The sequence below is a fragment of the Desulfurispirillum alkaliphilum genome (assembly GCF_055378285.1).
This window is the reverse complement of sequence record NZ_AP042405.1, coordinates 1,245,448-1,260,862: the sequence shown is the minus strand read 5'-3', so window position 1 is coordinate 1,260,862 and position 15,415 is coordinate 1,245,448. Positions and strand designations below refer to the sequence as shown.

Sequence of the window (15,415 nt, the reverse complement as noted above, 5' to 3'; positions counted from 1 at the left end):
CGGATAAGCGCCGGATAATACCGAACCACGCACCGAAAAGCCCACTCTCCACAGAGCGGCTCCCGGCACCTGTGTCTGCAGACGAAGAGCACGGCCACCGGCTTCATCGCAGATGCGACGCGGACAGCCAGTATCCCTTGCTCAGGCTGAGCGTTGCGCCTCCGGCCTGGCATTCCAGGTTGTCAATACCCGCGCGATGCCCAGGACACCGACTATCAGATAGAACCACCCACGATACCGCGGTGGCGTGTTCCCCTCGCTCACATAGATCACTTCAGGATGGATATCCAACCCGGCACTGGCCGCAATGTCAAGGATTTTCCCGCGGTTGCGCTGCGACGCACTGCCCGTTGCCACCAGTCCGATGATATCGCGCTGGGGATGAAAGGCGTCCAGATGCTCTTCAAGATAACGTCGCTTCTGCTCCTGGGTTGGGGAGCGGAAGTGATACTGGGCAAAGTGGTGCAGCAGCTCCTCATCGCGGGTCTCCACCAGAATACGGATCTCTCCGTCGTAGCGACGATCGGGCATAAGCGGTAACACCAGGGCATCGAGTTCAACCGTTCCCGAAGTGGATATAGCCCTCTCCAGATCCAGATAGCCCCCCTTCAGCTCAAGCCATTCACGGGGATAACCGTCCAGATAGACATCACGCGCGCTCACTGTCTCCGGAGCTCCATTGCGCAGGGTAATCTGCATGTCACCCCAGGCAAGGTAGAGCAACAGCATACATATTGCCAAAACCGTAAAACGAAATCGTCTCATGGGCCTTCCTCTTTTAAAAATTCGTCGCTAACCTACTGCAAGTCCTGCAAATTGACAAGCGCCAATATGCCCTGCCGGTAATGAAAAAGCATGCGGCAGAGTCTGCCGCATGCTTCCCGAAAGTATTTTTTATTTCAGCAGATCAGCTGGTCGCGCCCTCACCTTCAGTGGCAAGACCCTCATTATGCTTCTGGGTCATCAGTGACACCACCACCAGAGCCAGGAAGCTCAGGGGGATGGAGATGATACCCGGGTTGTTCAGAACCATGGGAGCGTCCTGGGGCAACAAGCCATAGCGGGTATACATGTCAGGCGACAGCAGGATGAGGCCGAGAGCGGAAACAATACCCGTTCCCACCGATGCCGCAATCCCATACGCCGTGGTCTTCTTCCAGAAGAGCAGCATGACAATGGCCGGCAGGTTGGCAGAAGCCGCGATGGCAAAGGCCCAGCCCACCAGGAAGCTCACGTTCATGCCCTCAAACAGGATACCAAGGTAGATCGCAAAGATACCAACGGTAACTGCGGCAATCTTTCCGGCCCGCACCTTTCCCTGATCGGTAAATTTGACACCAAAGAAGTTATCAAGCAGATCGTGGGCCAAGGCACCCGAGGAGGCAACGATCAGTCCGGCCACAGTACCCAGTACCGTCGCGAAGGCGATGGACGAGATGATCGCAAAGAGCACCACCCCGAAGGAGAGGGACAGTAACGGCGCCGCCATATTGCTGTCCATGATGTTTACCACACCACTGGTCATGGCGCCCAGTCCAAGGTAGAGGGTCAGGATGTAGAAGAAACCGATGAGACCAATCGCCACGATGGTGGACTTGCGGGCATCTGCCTGGCTGGGAACCGTGTAGTAACGGATCAGGATATGGGGCAGGGCCGCCGTACCGCAGAACAGCGCCAGCATCAGGGAGATGAAGTTCAGCTGCTGGATCAGGGTGGCATTTTCCACCTGCAGCAGGATACCGGGACGCAGCACCTCGTTGCCGGGAGTCGGCTTCTGGTAGTAGACTACGATAATATTGTCGCCATCACGCATATGCTCAGTGCCCCACAGGACAATGGTACTGTCGCGCAGTGCCGTCAGGAAAGCCAATGGACCGATGGGGCCAGTCTGCATGACGACTTCGCCATCAATCATGATCTCTTTGGCCTGGCCTACGGGGACAAAGCGACCCTCTTCAGCAGGGGCACCGTTATACAGACGAGTGCCATCGGCAAGGGTTTCGCGATACATGGCTTCATTCAGCACGATTCCAGCAGCAGTTTCCTCGATACGCCAGATCGTCTCGTAGCCATCACGCTGGGACTTCAGACGCGCGTAGCCTTTCTGGGCATAGACTGACTGCTTCCAGCCATCCACCACCTCATAGCCACTGTTGGCGGGGAGAACCAGTGAACCATCGGCAGCCAGCGCTGCTTCCATCTGCTGGAAGTTGTAGAATTCGCGGGTTCCACCATGATCGGGCTCTGTGGAGAGACCGCGAACCAGCAGTCCAACAACCAGAACCGTTGAGAAGATGATCAAGAGCGCACCCTTCAGGAACTGCACCATCGTGGTGGAGGCCATTCCCGCCGAGACAACGATAATCGTAACAATAACACCAACAATCACGACACCAGCCGCGTGGGGAAGGCCCAGCAGAGGTGTTACCAGCGTACCAGCACCGACCATCTGCGGAATCAGGTAGAAAACAGATACCACCAGAGTACTGATACCCGCCATCAGCTGAATGGCCTTTGAGTTGAATTTTGAATCAAGGGCATCGGTAAAGGTAAATTTCCCAAGGCGCTTCAGGGGTTCTGCCACCAGGAAAAGAGCCACAATCCATCCACCGAGATACCCCAGGGAGTACATCCAGCCATCAAAGCCAACCGTGGCAATCATACCGGCAATCCCCAGGAAAGATGCTGCGGAAAGGTAGTCACCGGCAAAGGCGACCCCGTTGGTGAACCAGTGAACACCACCGCCTGCCGCGTAGTAGCCGGCAGCCGAAGTCGTCTTGCGGGCAAGATAGAAGGTCAGCCCCAGTACCAGGGCAACGAACAGGCAGAAGAGAACGATCGCGAGGCTTGACTGCGCGTAAATCATCGTACCACCGCCTTCTCGTCCTTGTTCATCTCACGCTCTGCCTTGGTGCAGAAGTAGTTATAGATCATTGCCATCACCATGGCGATGACAATCAGCCCGAGGCCATAGGCCAGCGCAAAATTCATACCAAGCACATGGGCCGCCATCAATGAGGGCCAGTTCAGGTTAATCACCACAAAACCAAGGTACAGAAGGGCATACACCCAAAACATCTTAATTCCGAGCTTTGCTTTGTACGGCGAGGCATTATCCTTGCCAAGCTTGACCGCCGGTCCGTGTCCCATCACACTCTCCTTGTCTCTGAATTGGCTTGCCGATGTCGGCAAACCCCGTTTGGCTTTCGGGAAAGAGCTCGTGCAACAGCTAATCTGTTTCCGGAAAGCCAAAACGGCCCGATGCTGCCACACAACACATAGCCTGTCAACTGAAAAATCGTAACCAGACAAACGTCGTTATACATTATCAAGTTTTCAGCCTCAGATAACGGCCTGAAAAGTCAGCGCGCATTGTTGCACAGTCAAGAAAGCGCAATTGTAAACACGCATCGCTGTAGCAATTAACATTTGCATGGCTCAAAATATGGTACAATCTCAATATCTCATTGTAAGAAAAAAAGATAGGCTAGGAACACCGACAAGCACCACCATCACACGCCCCATCCGACCACGCCACACCAACCCAAAAAAAAAGAGCCGCACGCGAAAACGCGTGCGGCACCACAATTCATGACAATCTCAGCAAAAAAGACCTTCCCCTCTCCAGCAGCCCGCTAAAGATAAAAGGAAAAATAGAGGATACGAAGAACCACACCCGCAAACATCAGCCCGAAGCCAACACGGTTAATGACAAACTCCTGCTTCAGCATCACCATGCGGGGAGACCAGAACATGATAACACCCTTCACGTCGCCTGTGCGGCGAAGATACAGGAAGAACGACGCCAGCACCAGCAGCAGGCCAAAAACAAGGAAAATGTACTGCAGGGCGGAAAGAATAACAGCCACCATCAGATCACCACCCGCACGCTTCGGTTCCGGCTCTGAGCACCTGCTGAATCCGCTCCATGTCATCCTGCTTCCGGATGCGCTTGGGCTCCATGATCGCAATTACCTGAATACCATCAAGGTGCTCGAAAACGTAGTCCGTCAGACACTGACACTGTGCAGGCGTCGGACGGGAATCCCCCTGCAGACACCCGTTATAAAACTTGGCCTGCGTAGTTTCGCGAAAGGAAAGATACACGACAATGAACATGATAATGGAAAGAAAAATGAGCCAGCGGGGAAGCTTGCCCGATCGATAGAGATTCTTCAAAAAATTCATGACTCACCATGTTCGTTTTATTGAAAGTGCGCGACCAAAGAGTCATACGCTGAAGCCAATACCATACGTCTTCTTGCTCGCACGGTAAATAAAAAAAGCCCCCGGAGAACCGGGGGCCGCACAGAAGCAGGACTCAGTGGTGAGTTGCCGCTCCAGCGCCTTTGGGAACGCGGATGTCCTCGATAAGATCCTGGATATGCGCCGGAGGAGGCGATGTCATCCTGGATACCACGTAGGCCGCGATAAAGTTAAAGATCATACCCAGGGTACCGATACCCTCGGGAGAGATACCGAACCACCAGATGGAGGGATCGGTGTTAATAAAGCGGGTGTAGACGATATACACGAAGGTAAAGCTCAGACCCACAGTCATGCCGGCAATGGCGCCTTCCTTATTCATGCGCTTGGAGAATACGCCCATGATAATAACCGGGAAGAAGGAGGCGCAGGCAAGTCCGAAGGCGAAGGCCACCACCTGGGCCACAAAGCCCGGCGGATAGATGCCCAGCAGACCTGCGACACAGATGGCCACCGCCGCTACTATCCGGGCCGCCAGAAGCTCACCCTTGTCGGACATCTTGCCTTTCATCACCACCTTACCCAGAACATCGTGGGCAATGGATGTCGAAATAACCAGGAGCAGACCAGCCGCCGTGGAGAGGGCTGCCGCCATACCACCAGCTGCAACCAGAGCAATTACCCAGTTGGGCAGCTGACTCATTTCAGGGTTCGCCAGAACCATGATGTCGCGGTCAACCTGGACAATGTTTTCCGTCGCGCCACGGGACATATCGAGAATGATCTTCCCTTCGGCATTGGGCGTCTGGTTCTGCACTCGAATCAGACCGGTTCCCTCCCAGGTTTTAAACCACTGGGGCATCTCAGCGTAATCCTGACCATGCACCGTTTCAATGATGTTGGTACGGGCAAACACACCTACCGCAGGGGCAGTCGTGTAGAGCAGGGCGATGAAGAACAGGGCCCAGCCTGCAGATATACGAGCGTCATGTACACGGGGAACCGTGAAGAAACGCACGATAACGTGGGGCAGCCCTGCTGTACCAGCCATCAGGGCTACGGTAATAAAGAACAGATCAAGGGTGGACTTGGTGCCATCGGTGTAGGCCGCAAAGCCCAGCTCCGTCAGCATGCCATCCAGTCGATCCAGCAGGTAGACTCCAGTGTCAGCACCAGTGACAGGGTCAAGAACGGTGGCACCCATACCCGTCTGGGGGAAGAAGTGGCCCGTCGTCATGATGGAAAGGAAGATTGCAGGCACCAGATAGGCGGTGATCAGCACCACATACTGGGCAACCTGGGTGTAGGTAATACCCTTCATGCCACCAAGAACAGCATAGATAAAGACGATAACCATACCAATGACAACGCCGCTGTTCACGTCCACCTGCAGGAAGCGGGAGAAGACGATACCAACACCGCGCATCTGGCCGGCAACATAGGTAAAGGAAATAAAGATGGTACAAATAGCCGCCACGATACGAGCCGTGTCGGAGTAGTAGCGATCACCAACGAAATCGGGAACTGTAAACTTCCCGAACTTGCGCAGGTAAGGAGCCAGCAGCAGCGCCAGCAGAACGTAACCGCCCGTCCAGCCCATCAGGTACATGGAGCCGTCATACCCCAGGAAGGCAATCAGGCCCGCCATGGAGATAAAGGACGCCGCCGACATCCAGTCAGCCGCAGTCGCCATGCCGTTCATCACAGGCGGAACACCGCCACCAGCCACATAGAAATCCTTTGTCGAACCGGCCTTTGCCCAGATGGCAATACCGATATAAATCGCGAAGGTACCCCCGACAAAGAGGTATATCATAAGTTGTAAATCCATACGTCCCCCCTTATTTCTTCGCTGCTTTTACAGGCTTGTCTTCACCGACATTGTACTTCTCGTCCAGCTTGGCCATGCCACGCACATAGACGATAATCAGCACCAGGAAGACATAAATCGATCCCTGCTGAGCAAACCAGAAGCCCAGCTTGAAACCGAAGAAACGGATGTTGTCAAGCACATCCACCAGCAGAATACCGAATCCATAAGAGACCACGAACCAGATCACCAGAAGTATGGACAGCAAGCGTACATTTTCTTTCCAGTAATTTTGCGGGGTCAATTCAGTGTCTTTTTCACTCATATTCCCACCTTCCTTTTCTTAAAAAAGCGTTCAACGACCTTTTCAAACCTCAATGGAGATGCGATGCACCTCGAAATTTCCCAGAGATACGCTCCCTGTCCACAATAACCCTTCACGGACTCGCCGCGTCAAGGAGCAGTGGCAAAACCTATAGGGTGGCCTGAGGTCTTGGCCATGATGTCACCTCCCTAAACAGTAGCGTTATTTCTGCAGGGACCCCGCCGGTCCGGCACTATCCCCAGAACGATCTTGAGCTGCTTTCCCTTCTGCACCCCCTGCGATTTGTTCCAAGGTGTCACATTGACGCGCCACTGACATCCTGGCGACACAAATAAAACACCGTTAACGATATCCCACTCCCTTATGAAAGAACATCTGCTACCAATAGAGCGAGATCCCCTTCCCTGGTAACCGCCTCGACAGGCACCTCCAGGTTTTCCGATCATTGTCGCCAAAATGATATGACGTTCTATCCTCGTTCCTGCTTATAGTGCCAACCCGTTCACATGTCAAGCGACTTTTTTCGTAAACCTTTTGTTTATAAAGATTGTACACTGTATACAATTCATAGAACATTGGTTGTTGGCGCCGGGCCCCGCAAGACAACGCAATACCGAATATGGAGTTACAAAGCGCAGTGTTGTTTGGCTAACATTTTCCCTAACAACGATTTAGCGCAAAGAAAACATTTTACCGCTACTCTGTTACATTTTCTTGACAACAGAACGTTGTTTGTGCGATTTTTCTCAAGATTCAAACTCAGAATATCCCCACGCTGATCATCTCGAAAACATGACAAGATAAAGTTCACCATTAATAAAGGAGCACACTGCATGGAACGCCTCTACCAGGGGATAGTCCGCTTCCGCGAAAGCGACTACCAGAGTCACAAGGATCTTTTCAAAGAACTTGGCCAGTCCCAAAGCCCTCACACCCTTTTTATCGGTTGTTCAGACTCACGGGTCGTACCGAATCTCATCACTCAGACACTGCCTGGAGAGCTTTTCGTCATACGCAATGTGGCCAATATCGTGCCGCCATATCGCGATACCAACGACTATGTCGCCACGCTTTCGGCCATTGAATACGCGGTAAAAGCGCTCAATGTTGAAAATATCGTCGTCTGCGGACACTCCAATTGTGGCGGCTGCAACGCCCTTTTCGCCCCCGAGGAGACACTGAACGCCGTACCCCATGTCAAGAAATGGCTGGAAATATCGCACGGAGTGAAGGAAAAAATTCTGCGAGAGTACCCCGATGCCGATGCGCAAAAGCGCGAATGGATGACGGAGCAGATGAACGTAGTGCAGCAGATGAAAAATCTGCTCTCCTACCCCTATATCAAGGAGCGTTATCAGGAAGGGAAGCTGAGTATTCTCGGCTGGTATTATATTATCGAAACCGGTGAAGTTTTCAGCTACAACAAGGAATCCATGGAGTTTGAGCTGGTAACCGACACCTTCACCCCATAATACCCTTCAACGCAAAAAAGACGCCTCATGGGCGTCTTTTTTGCGGATCTCACACTCACGGCAGTGGCATAAAACACAGCTCAAAGCTTTTATAACCAGACTCTTCGAGTGTTGACTCAATGGTTCGCCGATAGGGCGACTCACCAAGATCATCAACCCCTGCCTCTTTCAGGAAAAAAATATAGGGTCTGTCAGGTCGAATACCGGCAATATTCAGCTGGGCGATGATCGCCCGGGGCGGGCCCACCATCAGCACCGCCATCTCCCAGGGCATTTCACGCAGATGATTGCGCAACAGGGCAATGCTCACCCGATCGCGAACGGTCAACTCCCGAATCTGGTGCTCCATCATCATGAACAGGCGAAACAGGCGCGTACACTGACGAACAAACTGCTCATAGGTCTTGCGCTTATGCCGATAGCCGAATTCATCCAGCAGCAAGCCAAAGGCCTTACCATAGGAGCTGGCAAGACTGGATTCGAGATCGTGCATACCGGCACGAATGCGTTGAAATGTCGGCACTGTCCCAAAGTACTCCAGCACCTTCACGCGGAACTCCCGGGGGCTTTCCGTGAACTGCTCCAGGCTGTACTGGCGACTGAAGACATCGAAGTGCCACTTGGCCAGATCAATATCAAATACCGTCAGAACATCCAGTGTGTCTTCGGGTATCAGAAGCTCAAGCTCTGATGGATAGCGAAGTTCGCGCCTGGGCGCCCCCTCTCCCCCCCCCTATGCGCTTCTGCATTTCTGCGATTTCTGCCGGCATGGAAAGGAGCAGCTCCTTGGAATCCTGGTAGTCTGCTGCCACCAGTCCTTCAGAAAGAAAAGGCACCACACCGAAAAGCGCTGTCTGGGAACCATCCATACGCACAAGGCCATCGGCAAAGAGCACCTTCTGATATTTTTCCGGATAGGCGTTCACGCTGATGACCGCTTGGGGATTGCCGCGAATACAGGGCATCTTTCCCAGCATATCTTCCTCGATATAAACAACCCAGCGCTCGACAAACTCTTCAAAGGGGGTATTTCCCACCGTCGACCAGAGGAAAGCCGCGCTGGCCATGGGGTTCTGCAGTCCACTGAACAGACGCACCCCAACGGGCCCCGTTCCGGCAAGCTCAGCGGCCGAACGCACATCAAAAAGTCGGCTCAGCATATCCCGTTTCCACCTCTTCATAAAGCCGACAAGCAGTGCTCCATACAGCAAACCAATGGCAAGTGCGCCACCTGCGGCAAAAGAGAGAACCAGCACGACCAGCGAGCGGCTGCCAGCGCTATGACCATCGTCCAGGTGCAGGTACATTCCCCCCAGCACTCCAACGGCAAGAATCAGCAGCAGGACAACGCCACAGTAGTAGAGAAACTCCTGCCTCTGGCGATTGTCATGCCAGAAAAGATCAAACCAGCTGCCGACAGTGGTTTCACAAAGTTCAGAAGAACCGCTGCCACTGGTCTCTTCTTCTCCCAACAGTTCCTGCTGATCCTGCATGCATTATCCCCTTTACATGGACAAAGAGCCTAAAATGAAACTTGCCGCTACAAAAGTTCAGAAAAACCCTGCCTTCGCAATATATCATAAACCACCACAGCAACACTACTGGACAGATTCATGCTGCGGCAACTGGAGCATTCCCGCATCGGCAACCGGTAGCGTTTTTCGCCGCAGGCCCCGTGCAGCGCCTCAGTCATCCCGGTATCTTCGCGACCGAAAATGACGAAGAGCGGGCCACCATCGACAGGAATCTGCGTGTATGGTCTGCGCGCCTTCGTGGTAATGCCACACAGTGTACCTTTCTGGAAGTTCACATACTCAAGGAATTCCGCAAGCGTCCCATGAACGCGCAGGGGCAGGTGCTCCCAGTAATCCAGCCCTGCGCGACGCAGGTGCCTGGCGTCCAGGGAAAAACCCAGGGGCTCTATCAGGTGCAGCCGACAGCCGGTGAGAACACACAGGCGGCCGATATTTCCGGTATTTTGAGGTATACGAGGCTCAAACAATACAACGTTCAACATAGATTACTCTTGTATAAGTGGCTCAAAAACATCTACTATGGAAAGCGCAACTGTTTTACTCTATCAGCGCCCACAGGAGGCACAATGCTACAATCCATCAGCGCAAAAGTCCAACTCGCCATTGCCATCGCTTTTATTTTCATGTCTGTTATATTCATTTTCGTTGCGAAAACTGAGATAGACAGCATCGCCCAGGACATGCTGGTGGAAAAGGCCCGCGCCATCACAACCCAGGCCGAGAACGCGCGCACCTACGTAGCAAACCTGCGGCAAATGGGTGTTCTGGATGAGCACGCCATCAACAGTGACTTCCAGCGCCTGCGCCAGCTTCCGCAGCAGCAGCGCCTGCAGGAGCTGCGCAAAACCGGTGCCTACTATACTATTCCCATTATCGCTGGCTGGAGAGTTGCCTTGGAAAACGCGGAGTTTTCCAACTACACCTTCCGCGTCCCAAAGTTCCAGCCACGAAACCCGGAAAACACCCCCACAGACTTCGAAGCCGGCATGTTACGTGAAGCAACGGAAAAGCGCCTCAATGAACTGTACCGGGTGAATCGCCAGGAAAATGCCCTCTATTACATGAAGCCAATCGTACTCGACCAGAACTGCATGGTCTGCCATGGAACCCGCGCTGACAGTATTTCCGGCGACGGTATAGACCCGCTGGGTTTTCCCATGGAAGGCTGGAGAGTCGGACAGATTCACGGAGCCTATGAAGTCATCGCTGACCTCGCCCCTATCCAGGCAGCCGTAACCCGCACGACCCTGCAGGTCATCGGCATTGCTGTCGTGATGCTGATCGCCGTAACCCTTTTCATGATGAAACTGCTTGAGAGGCTGATCACCCGGAAAATCAATGTGGTGGTGGATGTACTGGGCGATGCTGCCCAGGGCGATTTCTCCCAGCGCGTGCCTGAAAGCAGCTCCAATGACGAAATCAGCACACTGGTGACATCAATCAATAAAACCTTCGATGACCTGAGCCTCTCTTTTGAAAAACTTAATAAATCAAGCATTCAGGTAGCAAGCCACAGCACTCAGCTCAGCGAGACCACAGCCGCCATGAGCGAGGGGGCCAACGAGCAGGCCGATGCCGTAGCCCAGGTCGCTAGCGCCGCTGAGGAAATGAGCTCAACCGTAGTGGAAATTTCCAGGCTGATCTCACAAAGTGCTGAAAAAGCTTCGGACGCCAACAACACTGCCATTGAGGGTCGCTCGGTAGTTTCCAAAGCCATGCATGAAATAAGTTCGGTGCAGCAGGCCACCGGAGAGCTCAATGACATGGTTCAGCGCCTGAATCAAAGCGCCCGGGAAATCGGTGAAATCATTCAGGTTATCGATGAAGTCAGCGACCAGACAAACCTGCTGGCTCTGAACGCCGCCATCGAGGCGGCCCGTGCCGGCGAGCATGGGCGCGGCTTTGCCGTCGTGGCCGACGAGGTCCGCAAGCTGGCAGAGCGCACTCAGAATGCCACCAAGGAAATTGCCACCAAGATCAAGGGAATTCAGGGTGACGCGGTCAAGACCAATGACACCATGATGCACACACAGGAGCGGGTCGAACTTGCCAATAGCCTGGCCGGACAGGCCTCCCAGGCTCTGGAAAGCATCGTGGTCGTGGTCAACTCCCTCAATGACCAGTTCCAGCAGGTTGCCACCGCCAGCGAAGAGCAGTCAGCTACCACGGGCGAAATAGCCCGCAGCATCGAAAACATCAAAAATGTCGCCGATGAAACTGCCCGTGGATCGGAAGACGCTGCCAGAGCCATTGAAGAGCTTTCGGCCCTGGCTCGGCAGATGAACAGTACCGTCAATGACTTCAAATTCCAGGCTCATGACAAAGTGGCCCTTGCGCCCAAGAGCTTACGTCTGAAAGAGTAGGCTTTGAGCACTCCCAAAGGCGCCACTCCTTCCCCATCCGCACGTTTGTGCCCCCCGCTCATTGCGCGGGGGGGTGCCTGCGTGTTCTTTTTCCTCACGCTGCTCCTTTCTCCGCCCATCACTTTGGCGAACCATGACTTCGCTTTCGATATTCACGAAGTCCCCAAGGCCTCCAAATGGCAGCCAGGGCCCAAGGTGCTGGTTATCGGCGGCATCCACGGTGATGAGCCCGGCGGCTACCTGGCAGCGGACTACGCCCTCGAAGGGGTGGTTGGCAAAGGGGAGATCCATGTCATCCCCCGCATGAACAAACGCGCCATTATTCTGAACCGCCGCGGGGTCTACGCTGACATGAACCGGCTCTTTGAGCATGATATCTCCCCCCGAATCCCGGAGCAGCGCACCGTGCGGGAACTGATTTCCATAATCCCCCAGTACGACTATATTCTCAGCCTTCACGACGGCGGAGGATTCTACCACCCTGAGTATATTGATAATGTGCGCAATCCCCGGCGCTATGGACAGTCCATTATCATCGACACGGATATCTACCACGAAACCAGGCACGGCACAGTCTGCCTTCAGTGTATCGCCGAAGAGATCATCCAGACCCTCAACGGGCAGATCCTCCATGAGGACCACCAGTTTCGCGTCAATAACCACAATACCGCCAGTCCGCAGACCATTCATGCCGAACAGCGCACCAGTCTGACATTTTTTACCCTGACCCAGCTGGGTGTGCCCGCATTCTGCATGGAAGCTTCCAAACTCCTGCCGGACATCAATCAGAAAGTCTTCTACCACATCAATGCCATCGAGGGTTTCGCGGCTGCCGTGGGCATTGAGTACCACCGCCCGTGGAACACCTATGCCGATATCGGCACCTTCCTGGCACACACGGACCACCTGCACAGCGTCACCATCGCCATCAACGGCGCTGCGCGCACCATGCCACCCAGCGGGCGCATCCACGTTCGGCCCGGCGACAGCATTGCCGTGCAGGAAATCAATGCCAGCAGCCCCATCGGCTGGTATCCCGATATTTACGGCACCGGATTCTATGATGACAGCCTGAGAAGCTTTTCCGTCGCGGAAGAGACAAAAATCGTGATCCGTCGCAATAATGAAGACCGCGGCATCATTGAGGTCCGTCTGGCCGATGAGCCAACGGAATTTTTTGAAGCGCTGGTCGATGGGGAAATTCATTTGCTGCGCCAGGGACAAGTGGTGCATGTCCATGAGCGATTCAAGATTCTGAGGGGATTCACCGATCGGGGAGAGGAAACCATGGTCAATGTAGCCGGCTACGTCCCCCCGGGTCTGGAAGGAAAAACCCCCGATGACAGGGGCTACGCCCTGCATCCGGAAGAACTTGACTGGCGCTATTCCGTGGACCGCCGGGGCCTGCAGTATCGCGTCCACAGCTTTGCGGATCGCACCTTTCGCTCAACCGGCGAAATCTACTTCACCGTCGATGACATGTACGGAAAATAGCTGATTCACAGGATGCCTGCACCATCAGCTGCTTCGCCTGCGCAGGCTCTCGACCTGGTCACGCATGTCCTCCGGCAACGGACACTGCAGCTCCACCACTTCACCGCTGATCGGATGCTGAAAACACAGGGAGGCCGAGTGGAGCGCCTGGCGTCGCATACTCACATAGCCCGGCTCCTTTTTTACCCCATACACCTGGTCTCCCAGCAAAGGGCGTTGCACGGAGCGCAGGTGCACGCGTATCTGGTGTGTGCGACCGGTATCAAGGCGACACTCGATCAGGGAAACCCACTGCTGATGACAGAAGAATTTTTCCAGCAGGCGGTAGTGGGTGCGAGCCGTCTTGCCCTTGTCCGCCTCAACAATGGCCATGCGCTTGCGATCCTTCGGATCGCGCCCGATATTGCCTTCAATAACCCCGGAATCATCCAGCGATCCATGGCACAGTGCCAGATAGCACCGATCGATCTCCTTGGCGGCAAACATGCTGACCAGCCGCTGATGGGCCACTTCTGTTTTGGCCACGAGCATCAGTCCGCTGGTGTCCTTGTCAAGACGGTGAACAATACCCGGGCGAAGCACTCCACCGATTGCGGGCAATCCATCCCCAAGATAGTGCACCAGCGCATTTACCAGGGTGCCATCATAGTTGCCGGCAGCCGGATGCACGACCATGCCAGCAGGCTTGTTGACGACAAGCAGGGACTCGTCCTCATACCAGATATTCAGGGGAATTTCCTGGCCCACCACAGTGGCATGGTCCACAGGTGCTGGCTGCTGCACGCACACCAGATCTCCCGGCTGCAGGCTGTAAGAGGCTTTTTCGATCACCGTGCCGTTCACCTGGACATGCCCCTGGGCCACCAGTTTTTGAGCCATACTCCGGGAGAAAAGCTCCGTGGCGGCGAGAAACTGATCCAGGCGCCGGGAGGCGTCCACCGTCAACTCATGTCTGCTGCTCTTCATGCTGCCTCCAATCTCCTGCCAGAGCCTCTGCCACGACGATGGAAGCGGGGGAAATTTCCGTTCCATAGACGCAGACCTCGACACCTGCCTGCAGCGCCTGACGCAGTAGCTGGCCATAACGCCGATCAATGGTATCGGCTGGTGTGAAACACTCCACGTCACTTCGCTGCACGAGAAAAAATACCACGGCACGATGCCCTTCTGCCACCATGGCCATCAGTTCCTCGGTATGCTTCTGCCCCCTGGTGGTCACGGCGTCTGGGAAACTGGCCCGCCCATCCAGTTTCAGGGTGACACTCTTGACCTCCACATAACACCTCCCACGCTGATCATCTTCCAGCAGGAGATCAATGCGGCTGCGCTGGTGCCCGTAGCGCACCTCACGACGCAGACGTCCATATCCCTGCAGTTCCGGGACAGCCCCGCCTGCGACCGCCTCTTCCACGATACCATTGGTGCGGAAGGTATTGATGCCGATCCAGTTGCCATCAACCTGCACCAGCTCCCAGGTATATAACAGCTTGCGCCTGGGATTATCACTGCGGGAAAGGGCAACCACACTGCCGGGCTCAGCGCAGCCAAGCATGCTGCCGGAGTTGGGACAGTGTGCCGTGACGACGGTGCCGTCTTCCAGACGGACATCTGCCAGAAAGCGCTTATAGCGTTGAATCAGGGTTCCGAAAATAAGGGGTGGGAGCAGCACGCGGGACCTTTCCGTTATGGTGTCGAAGTGATGGAGTGTATCCAATGAAAAACAACCGGGAAGCCCGAAAGCTTCCCGGTTGATGTATCTGATTCAAGGCAACTCAGCAAAAAGCCTACATTCGAATCTTTGAGGCTACTCCCAAGCGGGCAATCTGCTTGAGCAGCTCGACGCGGGCCTGCTCGAAGATAACATCATCTTCCGCACGCTTCTGATCCAGGATCGCCTGGGCTTCTGCCCGCAGTCGCTTCGCCTCTTCCACATCAATATCAAAGGCAAGCTCGCTGGTCTCCGCCAGGATTATGACCTTATCGGGAAGTACTTCACAGAAACCCCAGTCCACAAAGACAAAGTGGGTTTCGCCGTTCACCTGATAGCTGAGTTCGCCCATTTCCAGAGTCGTCAGCATGGGAGTGTGGTTGGGCAGGACGCTGAAGTCGCCTTCAGTACCTACCATGGAAATGGAGTCCACATCAACACTGAGGAGTTGCTTGGTCGGTGTCACCAGTTCCAGTCGAATTTTTTCGGCCATCAGTTCACA

General features: G+C 54.5%; 16 protein-coding genes. 3 read left to right on the top strand and 13 right to left on the bottom strand.

The window, feature by feature from the left end; all coding sequences use genetic code 11:
* Nucleotides 1-141: 141 nt before the first annotated feature.
* The 7 genes from ACZ46I_RS05810 to ACZ46I_RS05780 form a co-directional block, all read right to left on the bottom strand.
* Entirely contained in the window at nucleotides 142-765 is a 624-nt protein-coding gene (locus ACZ46I_RS05810; RefSeq protein WP_464281736.1) for a hypothetical protein, read from the bottom strand.
* A 142-nt stretch (nucleotides 766-907) separates the two neighbouring features.
* A complete protein-coding gene (locus ACZ46I_RS05805; RefSeq protein WP_464281735.1) occupies nucleotides 908-2,866 on the bottom strand; it encodes a sodium/solute symporter in 1,959 nt (652 codons plus the stop codon).
* Nucleotides 2,863-3,150: a DUF485 domain-containing protein gene (locus ACZ46I_RS05800; protein WP_226508035.1), complete on the bottom strand. Its 288-nt coding sequence runs from the start codon at nucleotides 3,148-3,150 to the stop codon at nucleotides 2,863-2,865. The genes ACZ46I_RS05805 and ACZ46I_RS05800 overlap by 4 nt, the downstream gene beginning before the upstream one ends.
* A gap of 485 nt (nucleotides 3,151-3,635) precedes the next feature.
* Nucleotides 3,636-3,872: a hypothetical protein gene (locus ACZ46I_RS05795; RefSeq protein WP_013506857.1), complete on the bottom strand. Its 237-nt coding sequence runs from the start codon at nucleotides 3,870-3,872 to the stop codon at nucleotides 3,636-3,638.
* Nucleotides 3,873-3,876: 4 nt separating this feature from the next.
* Nucleotides 3,877-4,188: a hypothetical protein gene (locus ACZ46I_RS05790; protein WP_013506856.1), complete on the bottom strand. Its 312-nt coding sequence runs from the start codon at nucleotides 4,186-4,188 to the stop codon at nucleotides 3,877-3,879.
* Between the two features lie 133 nt (nucleotides 4,189-4,321).
* Nucleotides 4,322-6,037 (bottom strand): sodium:solute symporter family protein, encoded by a 1,716-nt coding sequence (locus tag ACZ46I_RS05785; RefSeq protein WP_464281734.1) that lies wholly within the window; start codon nucleotides 6,035-6,037, stop codon nucleotides 4,322-4,324.
* 10 nt (nucleotides 6,038-6,047) lie between these two features.
* Nucleotides 6,048-6,341 carry a DUF4212 domain-containing protein gene (locus tag ACZ46I_RS05780; protein WP_464281733.1) on the bottom strand — a complete coding sequence of 98 codons (294 nt, stop codon included), beginning with the start codon at nucleotides 6,339-6,341 and terminating at the stop codon, nucleotides 6,048-6,050.
* Nucleotides 6,342-7,174: 833 nt separating this feature from the next.
* Here ACZ46I_RS05780 and ACZ46I_RS05775 point away from each other — a divergent pair.
* A complete protein-coding gene (locus ACZ46I_RS05775; protein ID WP_013506853.1) occupies nucleotides 7,175-7,813 on the top strand; it encodes a carbonic anhydrase in 639 nt (212 codons plus the stop codon).
* Nucleotides 7,814-7,868: 55 nt separating this feature from the next.
* On the opposite strand, the gene ACZ46I_RS05770 is transcribed toward ACZ46I_RS05775, so the two are convergent.
* From ACZ46I_RS05770 to ACZ46I_RS05760, 3 genes are all read right to left on the bottom strand, one after another.
* Nucleotides 7,869-8,336 carry a hypothetical protein gene (locus ACZ46I_RS05770; RefSeq protein WP_464281732.1) on the bottom strand — a complete coding sequence of 156 codons (468 nt, stop codon included), beginning with the start codon at nucleotides 8,334-8,336 and terminating at the stop codon, nucleotides 7,869-7,871.
* A 157-nt stretch (nucleotides 8,337-8,493) separates the two neighbouring features.
* Nucleotides 8,494-9,306 (bottom strand): hypothetical protein, encoded by an 813-nt coding sequence (locus ACZ46I_RS05765; protein WP_464281731.1) that lies wholly within the window; start codon nucleotides 9,304-9,306, stop codon nucleotides 8,494-8,496.
* Between the two features lie 47 nt (nucleotides 9,307-9,353).
* Nucleotides 9,354-9,830, bottom strand: coding sequence for a tRNA (cytidine(34)-2'-O)-methyltransferase (locus tag ACZ46I_RS05760; protein WP_013506851.1), 477 nt, complete (start codon nucleotides 9,828-9,830; stop codon nucleotides 9,354-9,356).
* Nucleotides 9,831-9,914: 84 nt separating this feature from the next.
* Here ACZ46I_RS05760 and ACZ46I_RS05755 point away from each other — a divergent pair, with 84 nt between their 5' ends.
* Both ACZ46I_RS05755 and ACZ46I_RS05750 read left to right on the top strand, forming a co-directional pair.
* A complete protein-coding gene (locus ACZ46I_RS05755; protein WP_464281730.1) occupies nucleotides 9,915-11,711 on the top strand; it encodes a methyl-accepting chemotaxis protein in 1,797 nt (598 codons plus the stop codon).
* Between the two features lie 81 nt (nucleotides 11,712-11,792).
* Nucleotides 11,793-13,205 (top strand): M99 family carboxypeptidase catalytic domain-containing protein, encoded by a 1,413-nt coding sequence (locus tag ACZ46I_RS05750; protein ID WP_464281729.1) that lies wholly within the window; start codon nucleotides 11,793-11,795, stop codon nucleotides 13,203-13,205.
* A 24-nt stretch (nucleotides 13,206-13,229) separates the two neighbouring features.
* Here the strand turns inward: ACZ46I_RS05750 and ACZ46I_RS05745 are convergent, their stop codons facing one another.
* From ACZ46I_RS05745 to ACZ46I_RS05735, 3 genes are all read right to left on the bottom strand, one after another.
* A complete protein-coding gene (locus tag ACZ46I_RS05745) occupies nucleotides 13,230-14,171 on the bottom strand; it encodes an RluA family pseudouridine synthase (protein ID WP_464281728.1) in 942 nt (313 codons plus the stop codon).
* Entirely contained in the window at nucleotides 14,152-14,874 is a 723-nt protein-coding gene (gene sfsA, locus ACZ46I_RS05740) for a DNA/RNA nuclease SfsA (protein ID WP_464281842.1), read from the bottom strand. The genes ACZ46I_RS05745 and sfsA overlap by 20 nt, the downstream gene beginning before the upstream one ends.
* Nucleotides 14,875-14,989: 115 nt before the next feature.
* Nucleotides 14,990-15,406 (bottom strand): F0F1 ATP synthase subunit epsilon, encoded by a 417-nt coding sequence (locus ACZ46I_RS05735; RefSeq protein ID WP_013506846.1) that lies wholly within the window; start codon nucleotides 15,404-15,406, stop codon nucleotides 14,990-14,992.
* Nucleotides 15,407-15,415 lie beyond the last annotated feature (9 nt).

Coding starts and splice junctions, on each gene's coding strand:
- ACZ46I_RS05735 (WP_013506846.1), bottom strand. CDS start 15,406: ATGGCCGAAAAAATTCGACTGGAACTGGTGACACCGACCAAGCAACTC.
- ACZ46I_RS05775 (WP_013506853.1), top strand. CDS start 7,175: ATGGAACGCCTCTACCAGGGGATAGTCCGCTTCCGCGAAAGCGACTAC.
- ACZ46I_RS05765 (WP_464281731.1), bottom strand. CDS start 9,306: ATGCAGGATCAGCAGGAACTGTTGGGAGAAGAAGAGACCAGTGGCAGC.
- ACZ46I_RS05810 (WP_464281736.1), bottom strand. CDS start 765: ATGAGACGATTTCGTTTTACGGTTTTGGCAATATGTATGCTGTTGCTC.
- ACZ46I_RS05785 (WP_464281734.1), bottom strand. CDS start 6,037: ATGGATTTACAACTTATGATATACCTCTTTGTCGGGGGTACCTTCGCG.
- ACZ46I_RS05795 (WP_013506857.1), bottom strand. CDS start 3,872: ATGGTGGCTGTTATTCTTTCCGCCCTGCAGTACATTTTCCTTGTTTTT.
- ACZ46I_RS05780 (WP_464281733.1), bottom strand. CDS start 6,341: ATGAGTGAAAAAGACACTGAATTGACCCCGCAAAATTACTGGAAAGAA.
- ACZ46I_RS05790 (WP_013506856.1), bottom strand. CDS start 4,188: ATGAATTTTTTGAAGAATCTCTATCGATCGGGCAAGCTTCCCCGCTGG.
- ACZ46I_RS05805 (WP_464281735.1), bottom strand. CDS start 2,866: ATGATTTACGCGCAGTCAAGCCTCGCGATCGTTCTCTTCTGCCTGTTC.
- ACZ46I_RS05755 (WP_464281730.1), top strand. CDS start 9,915: ATGCTACAATCCATCAGCGCAAAAGTCCAACTCGCCATTGCCATCGCT.
- ACZ46I_RS05745 (WP_464281728.1), bottom strand. CDS start 14,171: ATGAAGAGCAGCAGACATGAGTTGACGGTGGACGCCTCCCGGCGCCTG.
- ACZ46I_RS05760 (WP_013506851.1), bottom strand. CDS start 9,830: ATGTTGAACGTTGTATTGTTTGAGCCTCGTATACCTCAAAATACCGGA.
- ACZ46I_RS05800 (WP_226508035.1), bottom strand. CDS start 3,150: ATGGGACACGGACCGGCGGTCAAGCTTGGCAAGGATAATGCCTCGCCG.